Here is a 24,812-nt window from a genome sequence, read left to right on the forward strand (position 1 = left end):
GTAATCCCGCGCTCGCGCTCTTCCGGCGCGTTGTCGATCGAGTCGAACGTCCGCTCGGCTGCGCCGCCCACCTGCTCGGCCAGCACCTTCGTGATCGCTGCCGTCAGCGTCGTCTTCCCGTGATCGACGTGCCCGATCGTCCCAATGTTTACGTGCGGCTTCTTCCGCTCAAATGCCTCCTTCGCCATAACCGTCGTGTAATTTCCTTAGATTGAGGGTGATGTAGGGATCTATGCCTAAAGGGTCTTGCCTAAAAGGGCATGTACACGCTGCTTAACGTCTCCGAGCGCGTGCTCAAAAGCTTGACAAGCAGGTGTACCATCAAGCGCGTGGGCGGTGCCGACGCGTGGTGAGCCGCCTCTCGGATTTGAACCGAGGACCCCTTCCTTACCATGGAAGTGCTCTACCTCTGAGCTAAGGCGGCCGGTGGACGCTGTCGCAGGGCTGCGTCCGTTGCTGTGCTCGTTCCAACTGCATCGTTTGCGTACAACCGGATGCAGAACGCATCCGCACAGCCATTGCGTGCATGCAATGAGCGGGAGACGGGACTCGAACCCGCGACCCTCAGCTTGGAAGGCTGATGCTCTACCAATTGAGCTACTCCCGCCAGTCGATCTTGGACTTGGGATTTGCGATTTTGGACTTGCGATTTTGGATTGCTGCCAAAAGCACACTATCCAAAATCTAAAATCCGCAATCTAAAATCCGCAATCCAAAAGGTGGGCAGGGTAGGATTCGAACCTACGAAGGCATAGCCGGCAGATTTACAGTCTGCTGCGTTTGACCGCTTCGCTACCTGCCCTTTTCTATAGTATCGGAAACACAGTTTGAAGGGCGCCTGCGTGCTACTTGTTGAGCCTTCGTGTACCAGAACTCATTAGCACATCTGGCGCGCTGCATTTCAGAACCGGTTATAAGTGCAATGGAACGGGGTGTTGCTCACACCCTCGTGAAGATTAGCATGAACTCCAACCTTCGTCACTTACTTACTTCCGAGCGGATGCCAGACTATGGAAAGACATGCAGTTTCGCAAGGTTCCTGCGTGTGCTCCCCATGAAGACTGATCCGCTGCGCAGAGCTGACGAAGGGACTCGAACCCCCAACCTGCTCATTACAAATGAGCTGCTCTACCAGTTGAGCTACGTCAGCATGCATGTGGTGCTTGAATATGCAAGGGGCCGCCCCCTGTTTCCGACAAGACAGTGTGCTGTAGATGAAAGATTCGCCTACTGCCTGCCAACGGTTTCATCAGGACCTCCGTAGGGGGCCTCATGATGGCGATTTAGTATCGGACGCAGGGCGTTGCCGCCTCCAATACCATCGCCCAATCCACACAATCAGTAGGAGGAGCAATATGCTTCCAACAATGCGACCATAGGTATCTAAGTAGGATGCAACCACAGGCCAGTTGTCTCCCAAGGCGTATCCGGCATACGAAATGAGACTCGTCCACACCAGTGCGCTGAGCGTAGCAAAGAACAACGTCTTCCAGGCCGACATGCCGGCTGCACCAACCGCCAGCGAAATAACGGACCGCGCGCCCGATAGAAACCGATTCGCTGCTACCACGCCGTATCCGTATCGATGTAGCCAACGCTGCGCTCGCTCCACTCCCGAGTGCGGAATCCACCGGTAGCGCCCTGGCTCCAGTATGCGGGCGCCGAACACGCGCCCCAGCGCATACATGGTCATGAAGCCGAGCGCCCCGCCAATGGTTGCAAGCACCACAACGGCGCCAAAGTGCAGGTGCCCCCGCCCTGCCAGATAGCCGCCCAACACAACAATCATGTCGCCGGGGATCGGCGGCATCACATTTTCGCCGTAGGCAATCGTGAGCACGATGACGTACCCCCATAGCGGCGGAAGCGCCAGCATCCAGTTGACCCAGGCATCAAGTTCGAAAACCCATTCGGGCATGGCAGCATGGGGTGTGTAGTAATACAGCAACGCCCCGCGCATCCACCGTCTGGCTGCGTTAAGGGAGCCTGTACGGGATTTGTCCTTGGGCTATTTACCTGTGCAGGCATCTCCCCACGGGGCGTACTGGATGAGGGCTTACCGGATGAGCATGGCATCCCCAAAGGAGAACAGCCGGTACTCTTCATCGAACGCTTCCTGGTACACCTCCATCATAAAGTCGTAGCCCGCAAACGCCGACACCATCATGAGCAGCGTGCTTTCGGGACGATGGAAGTTGGTGACCAGCTGATCGGTGATTTGGAAGTCGTACGGCGGGTAGATGAACAGATCCGTCCAGCTCGAATCGGCCTTCAGCATCTGATTGGCCGAGAGGCTTGACTCCATCGTGCGCACCACCGTGGTGCCGATGGCGGTTACGGTGTTGTCTTCGCTACGCAGCGCGCGGTTTACAGCTTCGGCGGTTTCCTCTGGGATAGTGTACTCCTCCGAATCCATACGGTGCTTGGTGAGGTCTTCGACCCCAACCGGACGGAACGTGCCCCGCCCCACATGCAGCGTGACCTCGGCCACGTGCACCCCTTTGTCTTTGAGCGCCTGAATCAGTTCGGGCGTAAAGTGCAGGCCTGCGGTTGGAGCCGCCACGGCGCCTCGGTGCTCGGCGAAGATGGTCTGATACCGGTCGCGGTCTTCTTCCTCAACCTCGCGGTCGATGTACGGGGGTAGCGGCGTTTGCCCAAGCTCGCGGATTTTGGCGTAGAGCTCCTCGTTTGTCCCCGTAAAGTGCAGCCGCAGCGTACGTCCGCGCGAGGTCGTGTTGTCGATCACCTCCGCCGAGAGCTCGCGATCGAAGTAGAGCTTGTTCCCGATGCGAATCTTACGCGCGGGATCTACCATCACGTCCCACAGGCGGCTCTCAGGATTCAGTTCCCGAAGCAAGAACACCTCGATGCTGGCCCCGGTCTTTTTCTTCTTGCCAAACAGCCGCGCGGGGTACACTTTGGTATTGTTGACGACAATCACGTCGCCCTCCTTGAAGTAATCGGGGAGTTGGTTGAAGGCCGTGTGCTCAACCGTCTGGTCCTCACGGTTTACCACCATGAGGCGGCACGAGTCGCGCGGTTCAGCAGGATATTCGGCAATGAGCTCTTTCGGATAGTCGTAGCTAAACTCCGATCGTTTCATAGACAAGGGGGGGGTGACGCTAAACAAGATAAAGAAGATGGAGGTACGGGCCATTGTGTGCCCGGTGCGACAAGAAAACCGCAGCCTCAAACAGCATTTAATTTGCCATTGATCCCGGGGGCTCTACATCCGCATGTGCTGAAGCGGAAACAGGACGCCCCTGCTGCCGCTCCCACAGCGCAGCATCAGGTCCGGCCTCCGCATCTGGATAAAGGGCCTGTGCTACCAGTTCAATAGCCCGGTAGAGGCGCGGGCCCGGACGATTAAAGTACGCGTTGCCATCGAACACAAATACACGGTCTGCTTGTACGGCGCGCAAGGTGGGCCAGGCAGGATGCGATGTGAGTGCCTCCCAGTTGCGGGCGGTGTCAACAAGCGTAAAGCCACACGGCATTACGAAAAGCACATCGGGATCGGCAGCGGCCAGTTCGTCCCACGCAATGCGGCGCGACGGAGCGCCCGGCTCGGTAAGCAGCGCGTGTCCGCCCCCGTGGCGCACCACGTCGGGCGTCCAGTGCCCCGCTACCATGAGCGGATCTGTCCACTCGATGCAGACGACACTGGGAAGCGTTTCGGGCTCGGTGCGGCGCTCCACCCCAATGGCTTCGTGTAGCGTACGCAGGCCCTGCTCGTGCTCGGCAATGTATTGCATGGCGGCCTCGGCTCGACTCAGTGTACGCCCCAACCGCAAGGCCGTATCGAGCACATCTTTCAGGGTGGCGGGCTGCATCGAGAAGAGTTCCACATCCGGTACGTGCTGGCGCAGATCGGACTCTATCTCGGAGAGCGAGACGGCGCACACCTCGCACTGCGCCTGTGTCAGCACGAGGTCGGGCTCCAGCGTAGCCAGGCGCTCCAGGTTTACGTCGTAGAGGCTGAGCCCCGCCTGCACGCGCTCCTGTACCGCATTGTGGATGGCGCGGGCGTCGTCTTCTTGCGGATACGTGGCCGCAGTGAGCACGGGCAGCGATTGCACCTCGGGCGGGTAATCGCACTCGTGCGAGCGGCCCACCAGGGCATCTGTCCCGCCAAATGCGACAACCCATTCGGTGGCGGCTGGAAGCAACGACGCAATACGCATAATACACGCAATCAATCAGAACCCATTAGGGGCTGTGATATGCGCTGGAGCGGCGCGCGTTGCCTTGCATCCCCCTAAAAACCTGTGGAGGCTGCTGTGCAATTCTCTGTGCCGCTACCGCACGGGCGGACGCTGGGTGTGCCAGTCGGTGGCTTCCTGAATGGCGTGTGCCACGCGCAGCGTGTCGGCGTCGTGGTAGAGGCGGCCCAGCACGGTGATGCTACCTGGACTGCGGTGCTCGGGATGCTCGTTGCCATCGTCGTCTTCGACCGGGTGGAACGCGTTCGGCAGGCACACGCAGGGGTGGCCTGTCAGGTTGGTGATTTGCAGCGTGCCGCCTTGAAACGACGGACTGATAAAGACATCGACCTCGGCAAGTGCCTCATGGGTATCTACCATGAGCTGGCGCCGGAGGCGGGACGATTGGAGATGCTCAACCGCGGGCACAAAACGCGCTGAACGGAAGACATGCGGCCAGGCATCGGTGGTCTGGCGCACCATGGTGTCGTCGTTGCCGCTACGCGTGAGTTCGTCGAAGTTGCTGGCCGATTCGACGTTTAGCGTATTCAGAAGCGCACCCAGCGGGTAATCGGTAGGCAGCGACATGGAATGCAGCTCGGCTCCTTGCTCACGCAGCGCATCGAGCACGGCCTGGTCGGCCTCGGCATTCTGATAGTCGCCGTCGAATGCCTCTTCGTACACGCCGATGCGCAGATCGGAAAGGGGCTGTTCGGCGTCGAATGGGAACGGGGCATCGACCATGCCCGGATCGCGCGGGTCGGCGCCACGCAGCACGTCGTAGACGAGCGCGCAGTCGTACGCCGAACGCGCCATGGGTCCGGCTTTGTCCATCGACCACGAGAGGACCATGGCGCCGTGACGGCTGACGGTGCCGAACGATGGGCGGTGCCCCGTTACGCCATTGCGCGTGGAGGGCGACACGATGGAGCCCAGCGTTTCGGTGCCCAGCGCAAACGGCACGGCTCCCGCTGCTACGGCTGCTGCTGAGCCGGCTGAGGAGCCGCTGCTGCCCTGGTTCGGATTCCATGGTGAGTTTGTTTGTCCGTCGAACCACACATCGCCCCAGGCCAATGCACCGAGCGAGAGCTTGGCGATGAGCACAGCCCCGGCCTCACCCAGCCGCTCGACCACCGCCGCCGTGTCGTCGATGGTCTGCTCCTGGTACGGCGTAGCGCCCCAGGTGGTGGGATAGCCCTCTACCGCAAAGAGATCTTTTGCGCCGTACGGCACGCCGTGCAGCGGACCGCGCCAGTCGCCCGCGTCGAGTTCGGCATCGGCCTGGGCGGCAGCCTCCATGGCGCGCTCTTCAGTGTACGTGATGACGCAGTTCAGCGTGTCGTCGAGGCGACGCAGGCGGTTCAGAAAAAGCTCGGTAAGCTGTTGCGCAGTCACCTCGCGCTCGCGCAGCCACACCGACAGTTGGGCGACGGAAGCAAACGCCAGGTCCTCGTCGCTTTCGGGCACGGAGGCGCTGGGCCACTGCCAGCTGGGCTCGGCAGTGCCACTGGGTACCTCGGCTCCGCTAAGCTGCGGCGTAAACACTTCAGCAGGGTGCGCGCCGTTGGGCAGGTCGTGCTCGCGCATGGCCTGATACTGCTCGAGTTGTTCGTTCAGCGCCTCGACGAGCATCTTGCGCTCTTCGTCGTTGAACGAGAGGCCGATGAGCTGCTCGGCGGCTTCGATGTCGCTGGTGGTGATGTCTGCGACTCCATTTGCAACGGCGGTGTCGCGGCGATCAGCCACTTGGGTGTAGAGCACGCCCGGCATCAGACCGGTGAGTCCCACCGCGGAGCACGATTCCAAAAATTGACGGCGATCCATAGACAGTTTGAGGGTGGATTCAAAGGGTCGGGCATGGTGTGTGCGTCTTCCGCGCTACCCCATTTCGCACTTATCGCATCATACGCTGGGGAAAGACCACGGGGCTTTCGTGTCCATCCGGCCCGATGGCCGCAACGCCGAAGAAGTGGTTGTCGATCATGATGTTTTCGAGCGTATGCTCGGTCACATCACCCACGTAGCGGCGGTTCGTCCACCGCGCAGCGCTGGTGGGACGCCAGTAGACCACGTAGCCCTCCACGTTTTCGGCGTCTTCGTGGGGCGTCCACGACAGCGTAGTGGAGGGCTGCACGGCCCCGCCGATGGCGACTTCGGAAGGCGCGGGCGGCGCGCTGGCCAGGCTGGCGAGCGAGGCCACGTTCACCCCCGTAATCTTGGCGGCGTAAGTAAAGTCGATGCCGTCAATTGTGTCGCCGTACTCGATGCCGTCTTCCGTGCGCACATCCTGGTGCTGGCGGTTATAGTTTTCGAAATACTCCATCACTCGCACCGAGGGAAAGCCTTCGTCGTTAAAGGCGCGATGGTCGCCGCCGCGCCCAAAGCGGTCGAGCCGGTAGATCAGTTCGGGGTCGAGGTTATCCACATACGTGTCGGCCATGCGCGCTACGTAGCGAGCCAACTGCCGCGAGGGCCCGTCGTTTTCCCCGCCAAAGAAGCGCTCATTCCACGTATCCTCGTGCAAGTCGGACGGGCGCACCTGCGAGAAGATGCGGAAGGTGGTGTTGTCGGTGGCTCCGTTGATACCCTCCACATTGCCGATCATGTCATTGTTGAGCACGCCGAAGAGCTCCCAGTCGTTTTCGACTGCTTTTTCGGCGGCAATCTGCGCGCCAAAGAGGCCTTGCTCTTCGCCTGTAAAGCCCACGTACACAACGCTACTGGCAAACTCATGCTGCGATAAGACACGTGCCGCCTCAATCGATCCGGCCACCCCCGAAACAGCGTCGTTCGCGCCCGGCGCATCGATTTCCGCATCCATTATGTCGCTGGCGCGCGAGTCAAGGTGCCCGCCCATGAGCACATAGCGGTCGGGATACAGCGTGCCGCGCTGGATGGCCATTACGTTATAGACTTCGGTGTCTTCGGGGATACGCTCGCTCACCCCCGCTTCGATGGTCTCTTTCTGGTAGAAGACTTCGAGGCAGCCGCCGCAGTCTTCAGAGATGGATTCGAAGGTGTCGTGCACCCACCGGCGGGCGGCGCCAATGCCGCGGGTGTCAGAGGTCGTGTCGGAAAGCGTGTGGCGCGTGCCAAAATCGACCAGCGCCTGCACATCGTTGCGGATGCGATCAGCATCTACCTGATCGACCAAGGGCTTGAGTTGCGGCTCGGGCGGAGTGGTTTCGCTGGACTGTGCTGCGACAATCGACGTACCGAGGCAGCACATAAAAAGCAGACTGGAGAGAACTAAACGCATAAAGACAGAATGGAAGGTGGGGGAGACCATCGGTAATGGAAGGTGTGGGAACATCAAATGTAGGAAACCTGCACGTCAAGATCCACCCGCAGTCGCTACATCATTGCAACACCGTATTGCACTACCGTTGCTTCTACAACCCGCGTTCTGGATGTCCAGTCTGGGTGGTGTTATACCAGATGCGAGAGTTCAACGTGCATGTTTTGGGGATAGCCTTGAAACCCAGTACCGAACTCAAGTGACAGGGGGTATGAGCTTTCACGTGAGGTGGGCGTCTTTTTCTGGATACCGGATCTCTGCTCCGTCTGGGATGACTTCGGGGGGCGTACCCACCCGGCACGGGCTCGGCCGGGGTACTGGCAGGTTGTGAGGTCGGTGTTCAGATAGAGGAGACCTTCCGTGTGAATAACTCAAGTTGCCGGGTATAACGCCAACGCTCCACATCCTGTTATTCTGAGGAGCGGAGCGAGGGCCGTAGGTCATGCTGGTTGTGCCAGGCGACGAGGCGTGATCCTTCTGCCGGGGGCGTCAGGATGACTTGAGGGCGCGAACAACAGCTCGGCATTGTGAGGCGCTCCCTTCTCTGTAGTCATGCTGAACGCAGTGAAGCATCTCAGGATGACCTGTTGGGAAGCAATGCCGCCACGCCTACAAAGGGACGCCTACAAAGGGATGCCTACAAAGGGACGCCTGCAAAGGGGCGCCTGGTATGGGGAGGCTCGTGCCAACCGTGCAGGACAGGCCATAGGCACCCGATTCGAGGGTTCCCTTAGCCCGAGACATTAGGGAGGAGCCGGAGATGCGGGGAGCGTGCCACCTGTGCGAGGTAGGCGTTGAGATCCTTCCCCCCGACCTGTGTACGTGTTTAGCGACTTGTAACCCGGGAATGGTATTCCAACCGTTCTGGGAAGAACGTCCCGGGCGGTATGTAGACCAATTTAACGGGGCAGAGGGGCCCGAAGGGTCATGCCGGTTGTGCCCCTGAAGAGCCTGCGTCGCACGGCGGAGGGGCCGTAGGTCATGCCTGTGGTGCCATGCGACGAGGGGACTAAACAGATACCGACCTGTGGTCGGCGCTCAAAATGACAACCCTGTAGGAGACAACTTGAGTTAGAATAGGAGACCCCGGCTCGGCAGGCGGTAGCCATCACGACGTGGCCAGTTCGGTCGTGACGTGCTCTTTCGTCTTCTTGAAGTTCAGCTCGGGCCAGTCTTCCATCATGCGCTCCAGACGCCACGTGCTGATGCCCAAATAGGCCAGCGCGCCACTCGCATCCCGAAACAGGTTGCTGATCTCGTCAGATTCGTACGCTTCAACAATGGCCGGATCGCCTTCAATCCACCGGCAGCAGGCGTAGTTAACGCCCGAGAGCCGCGCATCCACGTTGTACTCGTCTTCGAGCCGGGCCAGCACCACGTCGAACTGCAGCTCGCCCACCGCGCCTAAGATGTAGTCGTTGCCGCGTAGTGGACGAAACACCTGAATCGCGCCTTCTTCGCTGAGCTGCGTAAGGCCCTTGCCCAGGTGTTTCGCGCGGAACGGATCTTCGAGGTGCACCTTGCGGAAGTGCTCCGGCGCAAAACTCGGCACCCCCGTAAACTCGACCGGGTCGCCCTCGCAGAGCGAGTCGCCAATCTTGAGCGTGCCGTGGTTCATGATGCCGATGATATCGCCCGGCCAGGCGCGCTCTACGCCTTCGCGATCTTGCGCCATGAACGCGGTGGCATTGTTGAGGCGCATGGTATCGCCACTCTGGGCATGTGTCACCGTCATGCCGCGCTCAAACTGCCCCGAGCACACGCGCACAAACGCCATGCGGTCGTGGTGGCGCGGGTCCATGTTCGCTTGAATCTTGAACACGACGCCCGAAAACTCTTCTTCGTTGGGGTCTACGGTGCGTGTGGTTGTGGGACGCGGCTGTGGCGGCGGGGCAATGTCTACAAACGTGTCGAGCATGTCGCCCACGCCAAAGTTGCTGAGAGCACTGCCAAAGAACACCGGCGTCTGGATGCCATCGCGGTAGCGCTCCAGGTTCAGGCTGTCGCCGGCTTCGCGAACGAGTTCGATGTCGAAGCGCAGTTCGTCGGCCTGCTCGCCCAGGATGTCGTCGAGGCGCTCGTCGTCGAGGCTGTCGATGGCCAGGCGTTCGTGCTCGCCCTGCATATCGGCGTGGGAGAAGAGGTGCAGCTCGTCCTCGTATAGATTGTACGTGCCGCGGAAGCGATCGCCCATGCCGATGGGCCACGACAGCGGCACGGTCTCCAGCGCCAGGGTGTCCTCAATGTCGGACAGGATCTCCAGCGGCGGCAGTCCGAAGCGGTCAAGCTTGTTCACGAACGTGATGATGGGGATGTCGCGCAGGCGGCAGACCTCCATCAGCTTGCGGGTCTGCTCCTCGACGCCGCTGGCCACGTCGAGCACCATGATCACGCTGTCGACGGCGGTGAGCACGCGGTAGGTGTCTTCCGAGAAGTCGCGGTGCCCCGGCGTGTCGAGCAGGTTCAGCGCAAAACCGCGATGCTTAAACTGCATGACCGACGACGTGACCGAGATGCCACGCTCTTGCTCCATCGACATCCAGTCACTGCGGGCATGGCGAGTGGCCTTCCGCGCCTTGATCTCGCCCGCCTCGTGAATTGCGCCGCCTTTTAGCAGCAGCTTTTCGGTGAGCGTCGTCTTTCCGGCATCGGGGTGACTGATGATAGCAAAGGTGCGCCGACGATCGACCTCTTCGCGATGTTCGCGGCGCGCAGCTTCAGAATCCACAGTAACAAGCTGATTGTGCACAGGATACGGCAACAGGGCGCTGTCTGCACGCAGAAAGCGCAGTCATAGACAACGCACCGCGTGAGCAAAAAGTTTTTCCGACCTGGCTATGCACTCTCGACTCACAGCCAGTTAGTTCTCCCTGTTGACCTGCCCCTGCACCACCACGCCGTTGCGGTTGCCGTGGGCTTCGGGGTAGAAGAGGTACGAAAACTGCACGTTGGCGCTGCGATAGATGGGCACCCCGGCGTCATCGCTCCACTGCTGGGTGGTATCTGGCACGACGACGGTGGGCGCTTTGTGGTCTGCGACGGGTGCCGGAGGATACGATGGACTGTCGCTTCCCCCTGCTACCAGCTCCGCATGCTCCGTTGAGGACGAAGGCTGGCTGACGAAGTACATCCCGTGCGCTGCCGAGATGCGATCCCGCAACGCTGCAACCGGGTTTGGTAGGACTCATTGCCCCGTACACGCAGCATGGCCCGCAGCCCACGCACCTGGACCGTTGCGACCTGCATGGTGCGCCCCCTTTGTCCTGAATTCACTGGTACGTGGGGAATACACGCGTCATGGTGGCGTATCACAGCGCACGACAATTTATTAAGCTGATGGGTTCTTATGGCTACGTCTCCTACCCTTATTGGCCGCCCACCGATGTACCGTGTGGTGCAGGTCGTGGTGTTTATCACCATCAGTGCCGTGATTGTGACCGGGTTCCTGCGTGATATTCCGCGCCTGAGCATCATCGAGGAATCGGCGCGGAGTCTCTATTTTCATGTGCCCATGTGGTTTACGCTCATGGGCGCCACACTCGTCTCGGCTTATCACTCGGCGCAGTATTTGCGTACGGGTAACGTGGTGCGCGACATTCGAGCCCGCGAGGCCGCCCGCCTGGCCATCGCGTTTGGCGTACTCGGGCTCATTACCGGTATGGTGTGGGCGCGCTTTACCTGGTACGAGGGCACGGGCAAGTGGTGGAACTGGGATCCGAAGCAGAGCATGGCTGCCGTGCTCATGCTCATCTATGCCGCCTATTTTGTGCTGCGTGACAGCATTGAATCGGAGGCAATGCGTGGGCGACTGGCCGCGGTGTACAACCTGTTTGCGTTTGCCACAGTGCCGTTTCTGCTGTACATTTTGCCCCGGCAGATGACCAGCCTGCACCCCGGCGCTGAGGGCAGTCCGGCGCTCTCGCAAACAGACCTGGCACCTTCTATGCGGTGGATCTTCTACCCGTCGGTGCTGGCGTTCTTAGGGCTCTTTTGGATTCTGTACACGCAGCGCGTCCGGCTGGCTGTCATCGCATGGCGCGAACGCGCCTCGGGACTGCTTTCGTCGATACGGTGACCGTGCCCTGCCCCCAGCATCCGACACCCAACATGCTGGTGCGCCCCTGCTGATTCTTTTGAACTGCTTGTTCTGTGCATGACCATTCACGCCTTCGAGCCTCAGACGGATTCCACAGCCGCGGACTCGACCGCGTACGACTCGGTGTGGACGGAAACCAATCCGCCTGCGGCACAGCCTGATGCGCTCGAACGTGTTTTTACCGCCGACGGTAAAATCTATGTGGTTGTGGCGGTGCTCATCATTGTGTGGATCGGCATCATGGCGTACATCTACCGTACCGACCAAAAGATCGATGCGCTGGAACGTCGCCTCGATGATTCGCTTTCAGAAGGTGACGCCTAATGGTGGCTTTTCCTCTTGCTTAACTCTCTTTGACACCCACCCTTTCCCATGCGTCCGAAAAAAATTATTGGCTTTGCACTCATGCTGGGCTTTGGCACCCTGCTGTTCTTTAACTTTGGCAGCCAGGTGGGAGGCTACATGGGGTTTGCTGAGGCCGAGGCCAATGGGGCCAAAGCCCACGTCGTAGGCAACTGGGTCGAAGACGCCCCAACGAGCTACGACAGCGAACGCAACCAGTTTACCTTCAAGATGCGCGATGAAGCGGGCAACGTCCGCACCGTGTACTACAACGACCCCAAGCCTTCCAACTTCGAAGAGGCCGAGCAGCTGGTCGTAGAAGGCTATGCGGGCGACGACGGGTTCGTGGCCGACCACATCCTGGTAAAGTGCCCGTCCAAGTACAACGACGAGCGCGGCCTGGGGGAGGACTCTGCTGCCGAGAACGCCTCTTCCTCGCAGATGCCGTAGCCTACGCCCCTACCCGGGCCGCTGCCTCCTCTCAAGCTATCCCCAATACTGTGCCCGAGCCATCGCCCGTCCCCCCGTGTCCGGATACACCCAACTGCGAGCGCACCCAGCGCGCCTTTGAGGCTTCGCCCGACCGGCTGTACCAAGCCGCACAAGCGGCCCTGGCTGACTTGAATCCGGTGTCGTGCACCACCAATCCCGACGACCGCAGCGCCCAGGCCGTCTACCGCGTGGCATTTATCTTCAAAGACGATGTCCACATCGCCGTGCGTCCGGGCGAAGGGGGCGGCAGTGTGCTTCACATCCGCAGCGCCAGCCGCGTTGGGTACAGCGATCTTGGCGTAAACAAGCGCCGCGTACGCCGCTTTTTTCGCGCCCTGGCCCATCACTTTTAGCGCATTGGCCCCAACCATAGAACTCGATTGGGTTTTGGTTTGGGGGAATACGAGGGCCCATGCCACACTGCGCATCGTTCCCAGCGTTTTCAGCTGGCATCTCTTCCCCAAATTGTGCACCTTGCGTGTAGGTCCACATCATATTAAACAGAGATACCCAGGCGCCGACGCCCAATCGCCATGCGCTCCCTCCTGACGGCCTGTCTCCTTGCGACTGGTCTTGCCCTCCTGCCCGCCTGTGGCCTAACCGGCCCCGAGTGCGGCCCGTTCGAAACGCCAACGTCACCCGTTGTCGACTTCGATTCGCAGGCCCTCGCCGCCACCCAAGATCTGTCTGATGCGTGGCCCCGGCTGTCTCCTATCGAAGAGGACACCCTCACCGACGGCCACTTCGCCATCTACATGCAAGCCCTGCACGAACGCCGCGCCCCCCTCGGCCCGAATGCATCGACGCGCTCCTCAACCTCAGCATCGTGGTCCCTCATTCCCACCGCGCATGCCTGTTCGCCTCCGCCTCTCGCTGCAGTCGGCACCGTATCCGACCTTCGCATCTACAGCAGCGCACCGCTCTTCGACGGCTATACGACAGACGACAACCTGGCCCCGCTCTTCGACATCGCCGTGCGCAAAGTTGACAGTCCCGCACGCGTAGTACCGCTGGAAACCTTCCTTGACGGCCCTGCGGAGTTTGCCCGCGAGATTGCGCTCGTGCTCACCGAAACGCCCCGCACCACCGCCGAAGCGCAGTTCACCGTGGAGTATCGCCAAGACGACGGCGAACTGGAGAGCTACACCTTCACCACCAACCCGGTTGTGATTGAGGCTGCGTAGCGCAGCAATGCGCCGCTTCGCCATGTGCCAGCACACTACGACTTTGTCAATCCTCATTTTGATGGTTGCCCTGGCATCAGCCCCCACGAAGCCTGTCATGGTGAGCGCAGTCGAACCATCTCCTTGGTGTTTAGCAGGAACGTTTCGGGACGGCACAGCACGCGTATCCATCTGGTTTAACCCAACCATTGACGTGTGACACAACACTACAGCTTGTCCATCTTTTCTTTGGGGATACGGATCAGATACCGCTGATCCATGATCTCTTCATGGACATCAAAAGCGCCGGTGCCTCGAAAGTCAACAGCGACGTTGGGTCCATTGACACGTTTTACTTCCCCAATGCCGTAAAATTCTGGATGTGGACCGTAATAGACCAACTGCCCCTTGCGGAATTGCTTATCGCGTAGAGCGCGGCGATGAAAGGCGGGAACGGTCGGTAGCAGTTCCAGCCGATACGAGCTTGTGTGCTCCCCAGACTGCGTACTCATAGCACCTGTGGCGGGTTGATCATCAACGGAATGCCTGTACGGCAGCATCATGCGGGAGATTCATCAACGGGTGATAAGGCTATACAGGTGCGGCAAGCTCCTTATGCCAACTTCGCATGCGGCGTTGGTGTATGGAAGGATGGACGTGTGGACGGGTGGAGGAGTACACTGTCCATCCTTTCGTCCGTCCACCCCCCACACGAGACCGAAAGCCGACTGACGAACGAACCTCGGTGCGCTGTAGAGAAGCGATATCGCAATGCGGCAACCGGGTTTGGTATTACATGGCTCCTAACATGGATGCAGGGCTCGCGCCGTTGGCCCTCCTGTTGCAACACCCTGCACCGGATGGGCGTAACGGCTCATCTACCCACCCTTTTTGCAGGCGGTGCCTTATTGGCGCCGTTGTACGTTCCATAAACACGTCTTGAACTTCGCTTCCTATGCGTTATACCGAAAAGATGGTTGACCGTCAGGTTGGCCGCAATGCTGAACTGTTCTCGAAGGCTGTAGCTGAACTCGAATCGCCCGAAGAGCGCTATCCGTACCTTCGTATTTTAGTAAGCCTTGTAGAACAAGCCCATCCCGAATGGCGCCAAGCGCCTAACAAAGGCAGCCAAATCGCTACGCTACTCGACCGTATGAGCGAGGGAACGCTGGATAGCGACGAGGTGAAAGAAGTTGTGCGTGTGCGCGACGAGGAGCGCGGTTACTACCGGTAGGCTCGGGCTGGGGCAGCAATACGCTGGAGCCGGAAGTCCGCACTTGTAAGTCGCTGGACAGACAGGTCCGTGTAGATACGCCTCCTGTGGCTCCCCTAGCCAACGCCTCCCACAAGTTCCCTTGCACGGCTGCCTACACGGACATTCCCAATACAACCTACCACGAGGTACGTGCACAGATTGGTGACCTGGGAGAGCGCATGCGTACGGCGTGTATCGCGTCTTATGCAGGTCTGCACGAATGTCTGGGCCTCATAATCGACATCGTGGATGATCCGACCGCTTTTCCGGATATCGATGTCTTTGATGCATTGTCCTGATCGCCACGCGGTGTTTGCTGGTGCTATGCGGTGCGTACGGCATCGTCATAGCGGTATGTATTGGCAAGTGTCCACGGAGACGTACCTGTCATGTAGTGGAGCCAGAGTCGAGCATTATGCACTTGCTGGCGGAGCGTGCCCACGGCCCGAAACCGTCGGGCCGATGTAACAACCGGTGCATCCAAAAATTGAAATCCGCCCTGTGTGTATAGCCGTCGGGCCATGTCGAGATCTTCGAAGATGGGAAGTGGGGCGAACCCGCCCACGGTCTCAAAATGCTCGCGCCGAATGAACAGTCCGCGATCGCCAAAGGCAAAGCCCCACCAGTTGAGGCGAGTGCACCATGCGTAAAAACGGAGTAGCGGCGTAGGGCGGTCAAAGGCCAGGCGAAACGTGCCGGCTTGCACCGAGGCGTTCCGCAGCGCGCGGTGCATCGTATTCCAGGTAGCAGGAGGAACTGTCGTATCCGCGTGTAAAAACAGTAGGATGGAAGCTGTGGCTCGTGCAGCTCCGGCGTTCATCTGTCGCCCTCGCCCGCGCGGACTCGTGCAGACGGTGGCATAGGGAGCGGCATGGTCGCGTGTGTTGTCTTCGGACTGACCATCGGCCACGATGCACTCTATCGAGCCCGGCAGTGCATGCACACGGCGCAGCGTGCGGGTAATGCATTCGGCCTCATTCAGCGTGGGAATGATGACAGAAACGCGCGGTTTGGGCATGATAGCGCAGTCATACCAAAGGAAACAGATGGTCTTGCCGAGTTGCCAAGCAGGTATAATCTGCTAAGCCCATCCTCCTAAGCAACTCGGCAAGCACAAGTAACGTGTGCTATACACATGCCAGAGCGTTACAGGGTTATAGTCCGCTATCAAAAGCGGCGTCGGCTTCCAGGTTGTTTACAAAGGCGACAAGCCATTCGATGCACTGCTCGATGTCTTCAGTATCCACCACCTCGACGGTCGAGTGCATATAGCGTAGTGGCACAGACACGAGTGCGCTGGGTACGCCGGCGCGTACGCGAAAGATGCTGTCGGTGTCGGTGCCGGTGCGGCGGCTGGAGGGTTCGTGCTGCAGCGCGATGTCGTGCGCCTCAGCCGCCTGCATGAGGCCTTGCACCACCTGCGGATGATTCGAGGTGCCGTGCGTTACCGTGGGCCCCTTGCCAAGCTTGATCTGCCCATGTTGCGTCGCACTGATGCCCGGCGAGTCGGTTGCGTGCGTTACGTCGAACGCAATGGCGGCATTGGGCTGTAGGCGGTGGGTAATCATCTTGGCGCCATGCCCGCCGATCTCCTCTTGCACCGAGTTGGTGGCGATGCACGTCCATGCTGCCGGGTCGTCTTGTGCAGCCAGGCGGCGCAGCACTTCCGCCATGATGAACCCTCCGAGCCGGTTGTCGATGGCGCGCGCTGTGATGCGCGATTCGGTAAGATGCGCAGGCGACATATCCATGACCATGGGGTGACCTACGCGGATGCCGCGCTCGGCCACGTCCTCGGCACTGTCGGCCCCGATGTCCACAAAGAGTTCGTGTACTTTGGGGATCGACTCGTCGTTGCGGTCGCGCAGGTGGATGGCGGTGTTGCCCACCACGCCCAGGACCTCGCCGTCGTCGCCCAACAGGCGCACGCGCTGCCCCCGGGCAATGGCACGGTCGGAGCCGCCAATGCGGTTGACGTAGATTATGCCCTCGTCGGTGATGTGACGCACCATGTATCCAATTTCATCGACATGCGCATCGAGCATGAGGCGGGGAGCATCGTCATGGGCGCCGTGTACCACAGCCCAGGCGGTGCCGTACGAGTCTGAATCGACATCATCGGCAAAGCCATCCACGTATTGGGTCCACACGCGCTGCCCGGCGGTTTCAAAGCCGGTAGGGCTGGGGGTTTCCAACAGTTCAAAGAGAAAGTCGTGCGCCGAGGTTGTCATAAGTCGAAACGGTTGCAAGTAAGAGAGTTATGAACGGTGGAGCGTGTACCACGCAGCACAAAAGCATATGATGCGCGCCTTCAATTATCCAAGGCGCAACAAGGTCGTAACGCGCTGTAATGAATTGGTGAGAGTGGCGGCACAGGCTTGGATCCGGGCGGGGCGTTCATATATTGCAACGTTGCATTGGCGTTTTACATTCATACGTATCCGTGCCACGCGGCGTGGCCCGCCCTGAACAGCCTCCTGACGCCCGGCGTCGGTTTGACTTCACACCTGCCTGTCTCGCTAATCCTTTTTTGTTATGGCCAAAACCACTGAACAGACCTACCACATGCTCATCGTAGAGGATGATGACGACATTCTGATGGGCCTCCGCGACTACTTTGATATGCAAGAGTTTGAGGTCGAAACGGCCTCCGACGGCGAGGAAGCGCTGGAGCAGATGAAATCGATGGACGATTGCGATGTCGTCTTGCTCGATGTGATGCTTCCCAAAAAGGACGGCTTTCAAGTGCTCGAAGAGTCGCAGCAGATCGGCTTCAGTGCGCCTGTCATTATGATTACAGCTCGTGGAGAGCAAGAGTCGAAGCTCAAGGGCTTTGGCCTCGGGGCCGATGATTACGTTACCAAGCCGTTTAACGTAGAGGAACTCGCAGCCCGCGTCAAAGCGGTGATGCAGCGCACTATGCCGCCCTCAGAAGCACCCATGGATGTGTACGAGATTGGTGAGGTGGAGGTTAACTTTACCACACACGAAGCATTTCGGGGCGAAGAGGAAATTAACTTCACCGCATTGGAGTTCGACATCCTGCGCTATCTCATCCAGCACAAGGGGCGTACGGTAACACGTAAGCAGTTGCTACGCGACGTGTGGGGCATCGATGAGAGTATCATCACCCGCACAATCGACCGGCACATGGCCTCGGTGCGCAAGAAGATCGAGCCCGATCCGTCGTCGCCAACCTATATCGAGACCGTTTACGGCATTGGCTATCGCTTCGACGACTCAAACGTCGGATAAATAGAAAGACATGCAGAGGCCCCGATCCTGCTAAACGCATGCCGCCCGCTTACAGCCTGCACAGGCCGTAGCGGGCAGTGTTTTGTGGATGCTTTGGGATGTTTGAGACGTCCCCAGCTAAAGCAGGGGGCGTTCTGCGTGATCAGCCCTCCTCAAATTTCGTAAGAGAGTGTGCCGCCGTTAGACTGCGCTACACGTTAGCAGCTTCCGCGTCCTCGTCGGAGGCTGCTTCGTCGGAGGCTGCCTCCTCGTCAGAGGCGTCGTCTGCAATGCGCGTGGCCCCGACCAACTTGTAGCCAATGCCGTACACACTGCGGATAGCCCACTGCGACTCCTCATCGCCATCCATTACATCGCGCAGGGCATTTACGTGGCGGTCGATGGTGCGGGTTTCGACTTCGGCGGGCAGATTCCAGACATCCCGCAAGATCTGCTCGCGCGTTGCGGTGCGCCCCCGACGGCGGATGAGATATTCGAGCAATGCGTACTCCAGGTCGGTCAGCTTTACTGGATTGCCATTGCGCGTTACGGCTTGTGTGTTCAGGTCAACCGTTAGGCCCCCCACCTCGAACACACCACTTTCTTCGGTAGCTTGCGCTTCGCGGCGCAGCAGCACCTCAATGCGCGCCATCAGCTCTTCGGTGGCAAAGGGTTTCGTGAGGTAGTCGTCGGCCCCCGACTGGAAGCCCTGCATCTTATGCTCGTGGCCACCCAGTCCAGTAAGCATGAGCACGGGCGTCTGCACACCTTCGGCGCGCGCCTGGCGCAGCACTGCAAAGCCGTCTCGGTCGGGAAGCTTCGCATCCAAAATGATGAGGTCGTACCCCGGCAGCGACGTTGCCTCTTCGCGACCCGACTCGCCATCGGTCGTCATGGTTACGTCGTAGTCTTGCGACTCCAGGTAGAGCGTGAGGCTTGTGCTTAGCTCTTCGTTGTCTTCAACAACAAGGATGCGAGGGGACTGGGCATTTTGCATAGTAGCAAGAACAAATAGAAACAAACCAGCGAATGCGAAAAGACAGACGGCCTCCAACCGCTCTGTCAGAATCGATCTGTCAGAATATGGCCGGTACGTGTGTCCGACGATGTCACTGGAAATACGTATTATAGTCTAACAACAGCATCGGACCTGGGTGCCCATCATTTGTAATGCGAATGAAACGATATTGCACCGGCTGCGCTGCGTGGCCATGTTGGGCGGTGTACTCCTCCACTCCTCCACCCGTCCAACTCTTCATACCCCAACGACGCATGCGGAGTTGGTATAAGTCCTCGCTGTGAGAGAGAGAAGTGTATCCTACTGCGCCAACGTAACGTGGGTAACGCCTGATCCCCCTTCTTCGATGGGTGCAATATCGAAGTGTGTCACATCCGAGCGTTCGCGTAGCTGATCGTGAATCGCCTCGCGCAATGCACCAGTGCCCTTGCCATGCAGGATCTCGACCTGGTTGAGTCCCGCTGCCACCGCATCATCAACGAAGTGCTGCACTTCCAGAAGAGCTTCTTCTACGCGTTCCCCGCGCAGATCGATACGGTGCGACGCCTCCAGCGCGGTCATGGGGGCGCTGCTGTAGCTGCTGGTTTGTTCGGATGCCGAGCGCGCCCCGCCCACCCGCGTAAGCCGATGCAATGGCACACGCATGTGCATGGGCCCAGAGCCAACGAGCGCCTCATTGTCCTCAAGCTCAAGCACCTCCACCTTGGTCGAACCGTCGTCGACGACCACCTGGTCGCCTTCCTGGATGGGCTCTTGCGGCGGCGCACCATCAGAAGACGCTGGGACCTCGTCGGTACCAGATTGTCGACGGGAGGGGGCCGTGTCGTTGGATTCGTCGGCGCTTGCTTCCTGCTCCTCTTCGTTGCGCTCGTGCACCTCTTTCTTGTACGCCTCCAGCCGCTCGCGTGCTTCTTTCGTGGCCTGGCGCTCGGCCTCGGCCTCCTTGATCTCGCGGATGGTGCGCTCTACGCGTGCGTTCGCCTCGTTCACGATGCGCTCCGCCTCCTCCAGCGCCTGCTGACGATACTCCTCGCGCTCTTTCTCGATAGAGGTACGCTTCTGCTGCATCCGCTCGCGCTCCGACTGAGCCCGGCGCTTGGCTTCTTCGGCTGCGCGCACCTGCTTCTCCAGCTTCTGCGTGCGCGTCTCGAACGTCTTCACCAGGTCCTCCAGCGCCGACATCTGCTCGCCCGCCAGCGAACGGGCGCGGTCGAGTAGTCCCGTATCCAGCCCCATGCGCTCGGCAATCTCAAACGCATACGACGACCCCGGCACGCCCTGCTGATACTGATACGTGGGCGCGAGCGTCTCTTGGTCGAACACCATCGACCCGTTCTCGACATCGTCGGCCTCGTAGGCATACGCCTTCAGCGCGCCGTGGTGGGTGGTCGCCATGGTGCGTACGCCCGTTTTCGTGAGCCGCTCTAAGAGCGCCTGCGCGAGCGCGCCGCCCGCCTCAGGATCGGTGCCGGTTCCGGCTTCATCGATCAGCACCAGCGTGTTCGGGGTGGCCTGCCGCATCATGTGGCGCAGATTGGCCACGTGCGAACTGAAGGTGGAGAGGTCGTCCTCGATCGATTGCTCATCGCCAATATCGACGATGATTTTCGACCAGAGCGGCACCGTGCTGTGCGGCGCGGCGGGGATGGGCAGTCCGTACGTAGTCATGAGCGAGCAGAGGCCCACGGTTTTCATGGCAACCGTCTTGCCGCCTGCATTGGGACCAGTAATCACAAGTGTCGTAAAGTCGCGCCCCAGTTCCAAAGAAAGCGGCACGACCGGCTCATCCGATTCGGGCGAGTCGCCGTGTAGTCGGTGCAGTACCAGCGCGGCGTTGCGGGCCTCTTCGAGCTTCACGTGGCCCTCATCGTTCAGGTTGGGCACGTGCGCCTCAATCTCGTTCGCCATGCGGGCTTTTGCTTGCAGCAGGTCGAACTGCCCGAGCACCTGCAAATTGGTTTCAATGGATGCGATATGCTGCCGCACGCGCGATGTTGCGGCGCGTAGAATGCGCTCAATCTCATTCCGCTCATCGGCTTTGAGCTCGCTCACCTCGTTGTTGAGCTGCAGGCAGGCTGCCGGTTCGATATACACCGTCTGCCCCGTAGCCGAGGTGTCGTGGATGAAGCCATCCACCTTGCGCTTGGCCTCGGCCCGGATGGGGATCACCATGCGCCCGGCGCGCAGTGTGGGCTGATCCTCGGTCGCGTAGCCTTTGCCAATAGCCTTGCGCAGTTCACGGTTCAGCGTGGTGCGTAGTGCGCTCTGCCGCTCCCGAATCTGGCGGCGGATGCGAAGCAGTGCGTCGGAGGCGTCGTCGCGGATCGAGCCATCGTCGTCGATGATCGCGCCGAGGTGCGCCTCCAGGTCGGTGAGCGGGTCGATGCGCCGCGTACTGCGCTGTAGCGACGGGTAGTCTTGCCTGCGATCCGCAAAGTAGCGCGACAGGCGCTGGCCCGTCACCAGAATCTGGCGCACTGCGTGCAGCGCCTCTGCCGAGACGTAGGCGTCTTCGGGGCGGGCTTTGCGCAGCGTGCCGCGCACGTCGTGCACGTGCTGGAGCGGGATGCCCCGATCGTAGCGCAGCGCCTCTTGGGCTTCGTGCACGCGCTGTAGCTCTGAGTCGAGCCACTCGCGCGAGCGCGCCGGACGCATCCCCTCAAGGCGTTCTTCGCCCAACGGGCCTTTTACAAGCTGGCCCAGGCGGCGGCGCACCAGGGTGAAGCCGAGTTTGTCTTCGATGGAGTCGGGATACGTATGCATCCTATACAGCGTGTCAGCATGGCACAAACGAGCAGCGGTCGATGCGCAGGACATCCTGGCATCGACCGCGTGTGCTCAACGAGAGGAGGCGGGGCAGGCTCCATGCCGCGCCCGGTTCGACGGCTAATTTACAGGTTCATGATGCGCATGGTATGGCGATCCGGCATCACGAAACGTATCGAACAGTGCTATGAGCGCGGGCCTACGTAGCTGTGATCGCCTACGTTGAGCACCGTAGCCCCCGGATCCACCGTAGCATGCTGGCCGACAAGCGTGTCTTTGAGGACGGCGTTGGACACTGCGCCCTCAGCAAACACGATGCTGTCGCGCACCACGCTACCGTCGACGGTTGCACCCTGCTCGATGGAGACGTTCGGCCCCACAACGGCGTTTTTGACTTCCGCATCTGGCCCAATGTACACCGGCTCGTGGATGATGCTGTTGGTGACGGTGCCCTGGCGGTTGTCGTCGGGCTCGCGTTCGAGCATGCGCCGCGTGGTGTTGAGGAGCGACGGGATGGTGCCGCAGTCCATCCACGCATCGACCGAGGCGGTTTTGAACACCGCGCCGTCTTGCAGCATCCGGTCGAAGGCGTCGGTGAGCTGGTACTCGTCGCCTTTGCCGCGGATGTTATGCTCGATCAGGTACTCAATTTCCTGATGCAGCCACGCCAGATCATCCACGTGGTAGATGCCGATGATGGCTTCGTTGGAGATGGGCTCGTCGGGCTTCTCGACGAGGCGCACGACCTGTTCGCCCTCGCGCACGGCCACGCCAAAGCGGCTGGGATCGTCGACCTCGCGGACCCACATAGTTACGTCGGCCCCTTCGAGTGAAACGGTATCGCTCATGCCGAAGAGCGTATCGGCAAACACCACGATGCCGCTTCCGGTGAGGTATTCGGCAGCCGAGCCCACCGCATGGGCCGTGCCCAGCGCTTCGTTTTGTATGGCAAACTTGGCCTCCATATCGTTGCGCTCACAGATGTCCGTGAGGTCGTCGCGGATTTCCTGCCCGAAGTCGGGCCCGAGTACAAACACCCCCGTGTCGATGTTGGCCTCAATGGCTTCAGAGAATGTATCCACGATGCGCTCGACGATAGAGGTGCCACGTACCGAAAGCAGCGGCTTAGGTGTTACGTGAGAGTGCGGACGCACGCGCGTGCCGCGTCCGGCCATTGGAATGATAAGCTTCATAGCAGTAACGAGAGAACAGTCTACAGAAAACGAAGAGGATCAAATGCGGACGAACCAACGCGCCCGCTGTATACCAGAAAAACGATACAGACCCCTGATACGGTAGCAGGGAGCTTCATCTGTCCTATTGGCTTTTCCTAATGATAGCCCGAAGCGAGGCAGAGCAACCGATAAAATCCGATCAAACCTGCGGAATCTGCCAGCATGGATACACGGCCACCGTGGTCATCATGGTAGGCGCTTAGCCCAGGTTGTACACTATTGTGTACGTTAGATCCGACATGGAATGGACGATACGGCGTCTGCAACGCTTGGTTGCAGTCTATATCGATGGTATGAACGGCTTGGCACATGGGTTGTAGGGTACTACGCATGAGGAGCGTGTTGTGAATAGGGAAGACAGGCCCAACGCAGTGCGTACCTGATTCGCTACTTTTGCTGATCCACCCCTTTTAAGTGTATGCGTCTCCCAACCCGAACGACATCGATAGCTGTTGTTGCTCTTCTTCTGCTCGTCGGGCCCTTGATGTGGGCTGGATGCGAGTCGCTCAGCAATACAGAGAAGGGCGCGATCATCGGAAGCGGCGCTGGTGGGGCAGCCGGGGCAGCGGTTGGCCGTGCAGCAGGAGGCACCGCTGAAGGCGCCATCCTGGGGGCCGTGATTGGAGGCACTGCCGGTGCTATTATTGGACAACGCATGGATCGCCAGGCTGAAGAGCTGGATGAAGAGTTGGAAGATGCAGAAGTGGAGCGCGTAGGGGAAGGCATCAAAGTGACGTTTGACTCCGGCATTCTGTTTGACTTCGACTCCTCAGAGTTGCGCCCTGCTGCCCGCCGCAACCTGGATGAACTGGCCGAGAGCGTGCGTGACTTTGACGACACCGAGATCATGGTGGTGGGGCATACCGATTCGCGAGGGTCGGAATCCTACAACCAGGAACTGTCGGAGCAGCGTTCGAATGCAGCATACCGATATCTGGCCGATCAGGGCGTGCAGCCCAGTCGTGTCACAGCGATGGGGCGTGGCGAAGAAGAACCCGTCGCATCCAACGAAACGGATGAAGGGCGCCAGCAGAACCGCCGGGTTGAGGTTGCAATCTACGCCAGCGAAGAGTATCGCGAGCAGGTACAGCGCGAACAGCAATAATGTCGTTCTCACGTTTTTCGTTATTAAGAGCTTCCATGAAACATCATAAGAGGCAACGCCCTATGAACGTTCGGTCGAATCAGGCGGAACGCGCCGTCGTATTTCTTTCACGAAAGTTTCTACCCATGGCTACATTAGTACCCTCCTCGACCCGTAGCGCGCTGCGCAGCGTTGCTTCGGCCTTTCTCGTGCTCATCGTTACCGCCACGCTGGCTGCTCTTCCGTCTCTGGCTCAGAGCGAAGGGGGCGAAGGCGGAAATGAGGCGCTGCAACGATTGGAGCAAACCTATCGTCAGGGTATGCAGGCAGGCGAGCAAGGAGATCATGAGGTGGCATACAACAACCTCAGCGAAGCTATCGAACTGGCTGAGCAGGAAGAGCAAGAGCGCGCCCTAGCCAGATTAGTGATAACCTAACACGCATGGCCAAGAACTGGGGCAACGATGCCCTTGAAAACGAAAACTAGGAAGAGGCGCTTACGCACTTCGAAAAAGGAGCCGAATTTGACCCGGAAGATGCTTACTTCTTTTACGGCATGGGGAAAAAAGACTTTCGGTATTTTCATCATCTTTATTAATAACTTCTACTTTTGAAGTATAAACAGGT

Annotated in this window: 23 protein-coding genes and 4 tRNA genes; 9 read left to right on the forward strand and 18 right to left on the reverse strand. The window is 59.6% G+C overall.

The features are described 5' to 3' along the window. The 12 genes from R6U20_RS10805 to R6U20_RS10860 form a co-directional block, all read right to left on the reverse strand. Positions 1-188, reverse strand: a 188-nt coding sequence (locus R6U20_RS10805; RefSeq protein WP_410337691.1) for a GTP-binding protein, incomplete at its 3' end; no start/stop codon positions are given. Between the two features lie 164 nt (positions 189-352). Then, positions 353-424, reverse strand: a tRNA-Thr gene (locus R6U20_RS10810). A 110-nt stretch (positions 425-534) separates the two neighbouring features. After that, positions 535-607: transfer RNA gene (locus R6U20_RS10815), tRNA-Gly, on the reverse strand. A gap of 113 nt (positions 608-720) precedes the next feature. After that, a tRNA-Tyr gene (locus R6U20_RS10820) sits at positions 721-802 on the reverse strand. 275 nt (positions 803-1,077) lie between these two features. After that, a tRNA-Thr gene (locus R6U20_RS10825) sits at positions 1,078-1,150 on the reverse strand. 120 nt (positions 1,151-1,270) lie between these two features. Then, positions 1,271-1,918: a DedA family protein gene (locus tag R6U20_RS10830; RefSeq protein WP_410337870.1), complete on the reverse strand. Its 648-nt coding sequence runs from the start codon at positions 1,916-1,918 to the stop codon at positions 1,271-1,273. Between the two features lie 138 nt (positions 1,919-2,056). Continuing rightward, positions 2,057-3,103, reverse strand: coding sequence for a tRNA preQ1(34) S-adenosylmethionine ribosyltransferase-isomerase QueA (queA, locus tag R6U20_RS10835; protein ID WP_410337871.1), 1,047 nt, complete (start codon positions 3,101-3,103; stop codon positions 2,057-2,059). A 97-nt stretch (positions 3,104-3,200) separates the two neighbouring features. Further along, positions 3,201-4,184, reverse strand: a complete 984-nt coding sequence (locus tag R6U20_RS10840; RefSeq protein ID WP_410337872.1) for a cobalamin-binding protein — start codon at positions 4,182-4,184, stop codon at positions 3,201-3,203. A 114-nt stretch (positions 4,185-4,298) separates the two neighbouring features. Next, positions 4,299-6,026: an amidase gene (locus R6U20_RS10845; protein ID WP_410337873.1), complete on the reverse strand. Its 1,728-nt coding sequence runs from the start codon at positions 6,024-6,026 to the stop codon at positions 4,299-4,301. A 70-nt stretch (positions 6,027-6,096) separates the two neighbouring features. Then, positions 6,097-7,461, reverse strand: coding sequence for a M28 family metallopeptidase (locus R6U20_RS10850; protein WP_410337874.1), 1,365 nt, complete (start codon positions 7,459-7,461; stop codon positions 6,097-6,099). Between the two features lie 1,147 nt (positions 7,462-8,608). Next, positions 8,609-10,228: a peptide chain release factor 3 gene (locus tag R6U20_RS10855; protein WP_410337875.1), complete on the reverse strand. Its 1,620-nt coding sequence runs from the start codon at positions 10,226-10,228 to the stop codon at positions 8,609-8,611. Between the two features lie 132 nt (positions 10,229-10,360). Next, positions 10,361-10,630, reverse strand: a complete 270-nt coding sequence (locus tag R6U20_RS10860) for a hypothetical protein (RefSeq protein ID WP_410337876.1) — start codon at positions 10,628-10,630, stop codon at positions 10,361-10,363. A gap of 216 nt (positions 10,631-10,846) precedes the next feature. Here R6U20_RS10860 and R6U20_RS10865 point away from each other — a divergent pair, with 216 nt between their 5' ends. The 5 genes from R6U20_RS10865 (at position 10,847) to R6U20_RS10885 (ending at position 13,614) form a co-directional block, all read left to right on the forward strand. Continuing rightward, complete coding sequence (locus R6U20_RS10865) at positions 10,847-11,575, forward strand: cytochrome c biogenesis protein (RefSeq protein WP_410337877.1); 729 nt, start codon at positions 10,847-10,849, stop codon at positions 11,573-11,575. A gap of 78 nt (positions 11,576-11,653) precedes the next feature. Beyond that, positions 11,654-11,920 carry a CcmD family protein gene (locus R6U20_RS10870; RefSeq protein WP_410337878.1) on the forward strand — a complete coding sequence of 89 codons (267 nt, stop codon included), beginning with the start codon at positions 11,654-11,656 and terminating at the stop codon, positions 11,918-11,920. 48 nt (positions 11,921-11,968) lie between these two features. After that, positions 11,969-12,388 (forward strand): cytochrome c maturation protein CcmE, encoded by a 420-nt coding sequence (locus tag R6U20_RS10875; protein ID WP_410337879.1) that lies wholly within the window; start codon positions 11,969-11,971, stop codon positions 12,386-12,388. A gap of 50 nt (positions 12,389-12,438) precedes the next feature. Continuing rightward, positions 12,439-12,783, forward strand: coding sequence for a DUF1499 domain-containing protein (locus R6U20_RS10880; RefSeq protein ID WP_410337880.1), 345 nt, complete (start codon positions 12,439-12,441; stop codon positions 12,781-12,783). 180 nt (positions 12,784-12,963) lie between these two features. Further along, positions 12,964-13,614: a hypothetical protein gene (locus R6U20_RS10885; protein WP_410337881.1), complete on the forward strand. Its 651-nt coding sequence runs from the start codon at positions 12,964-12,966 to the stop codon at positions 13,612-13,614. Positions 13,615-13,820: 206 nt separating this feature from the next. On the opposite strand, the gene R6U20_RS10890 is transcribed toward R6U20_RS10885, so the two are convergent. Continuing rightward, positions 13,821-14,105, reverse strand: a complete 285-nt coding sequence (locus tag R6U20_RS10890; RefSeq protein WP_410337882.1) for a hypothetical protein — start codon at positions 14,103-14,105, stop codon at positions 13,821-13,823. Between the two features lie 443 nt (positions 14,106-14,548). Here R6U20_RS10890 and R6U20_RS10895 point away from each other — a divergent pair, with 443 nt between their 5' ends. Next, a complete protein-coding gene (locus R6U20_RS10895; protein WP_410337883.1) occupies positions 14,549-14,827 on the forward strand; it encodes a DUF4290 domain-containing protein in 279 nt (92 codons plus the stop codon). Between the two features lie 343 nt (positions 14,828-15,170). Here the strand turns inward: R6U20_RS10895 and R6U20_RS10900 are convergent, their stop codons facing one another. Beyond that, complete coding sequence (locus R6U20_RS10900) at positions 15,171-15,866, reverse strand: TIGR04283 family arsenosugar biosynthesis glycosyltransferase (protein ID WP_410337884.1); 696 nt, start codon at positions 15,864-15,866, stop codon at positions 15,171-15,173. A 136-nt stretch (positions 15,867-16,002) separates the two neighbouring features. Next, positions 16,003-17,079, reverse strand: a complete 1,077-nt coding sequence (locus tag R6U20_RS10905) for a M42 family metallopeptidase (RefSeq protein WP_410337885.1) — start codon at positions 17,077-17,079, stop codon at positions 16,003-16,005. A 304-nt stretch (positions 17,080-17,383) separates the two neighbouring features. On the opposite strand from R6U20_RS10905, the gene R6U20_RS10910 reads away from it, so the two are divergent. Beyond that, positions 17,384-18,103, forward strand: coding sequence for a response regulator transcription factor (locus tag R6U20_RS10910; RefSeq protein ID WP_410337886.1), 720 nt, complete (start codon positions 17,384-17,386; stop codon positions 18,101-18,103). Between the two features lie 190 nt (positions 18,104-18,293). Here the strand turns inward: R6U20_RS10910 and R6U20_RS10915 are convergent, their stop codons facing one another. The 3 genes from R6U20_RS10915 to R6U20_RS10925 form a co-directional block, all read right to left on the reverse strand. Next, on the reverse strand, positions 18,294-19,079 hold the full coding sequence (locus R6U20_RS10915; RefSeq protein ID WP_410337887.1) for a response regulator transcription factor: 786 nt from the start codon (positions 19,077-19,079) through the stop codon (positions 18,294-18,296). Between the two features lie 321 nt (positions 19,080-19,400). Then, on the reverse strand, positions 19,401-21,863 hold the full coding sequence (locus R6U20_RS10920; RefSeq protein WP_410337888.1) for an endonuclease MutS2: 2,463 nt from the start codon (positions 21,861-21,863) through the stop codon (positions 19,401-19,403). Between the two features lie 188 nt (positions 21,864-22,051). After that, positions 22,052-23,059 (reverse strand): sugar phosphate nucleotidyltransferase, encoded by a 1,008-nt coding sequence (locus R6U20_RS10925; RefSeq protein WP_410337889.1) that lies wholly within the window; start codon positions 23,057-23,059, stop codon positions 22,052-22,054. 460 nt (positions 23,060-23,519) lie between these two features. On the opposite strand from R6U20_RS10925, the gene R6U20_RS10930 reads away from it, so the two are divergent. Together R6U20_RS10930 and R6U20_RS10935 are read left to right on the forward strand one after the other, a co-directional pair. After that, positions 23,520-24,206: an OmpA family protein gene (locus R6U20_RS10930; RefSeq protein ID WP_410337890.1), complete on the forward strand. Its 687-nt coding sequence runs from the start codon at positions 23,520-23,522 to the stop codon at positions 24,204-24,206. A 125-nt stretch (positions 24,207-24,331) separates the two neighbouring features. Further along, positions 24,332-24,622: a hypothetical protein gene (locus R6U20_RS10935; RefSeq protein ID WP_410337891.1), complete on the forward strand. Its 291-nt coding sequence runs from the start codon at positions 24,332-24,334 to the stop codon at positions 24,620-24,622. The last annotated feature ends 190 nt before the right edge of the window (positions 24,623-24,812 follow it).

The organism is Longimonas sp., assembly GCF_046498435.1.
In the GTDB taxonomy this organism is placed as follows: Bacteria; Bacteroidota; Rhodothermia; order Rhodothermales; family Salinibacteraceae; genus Longimonas.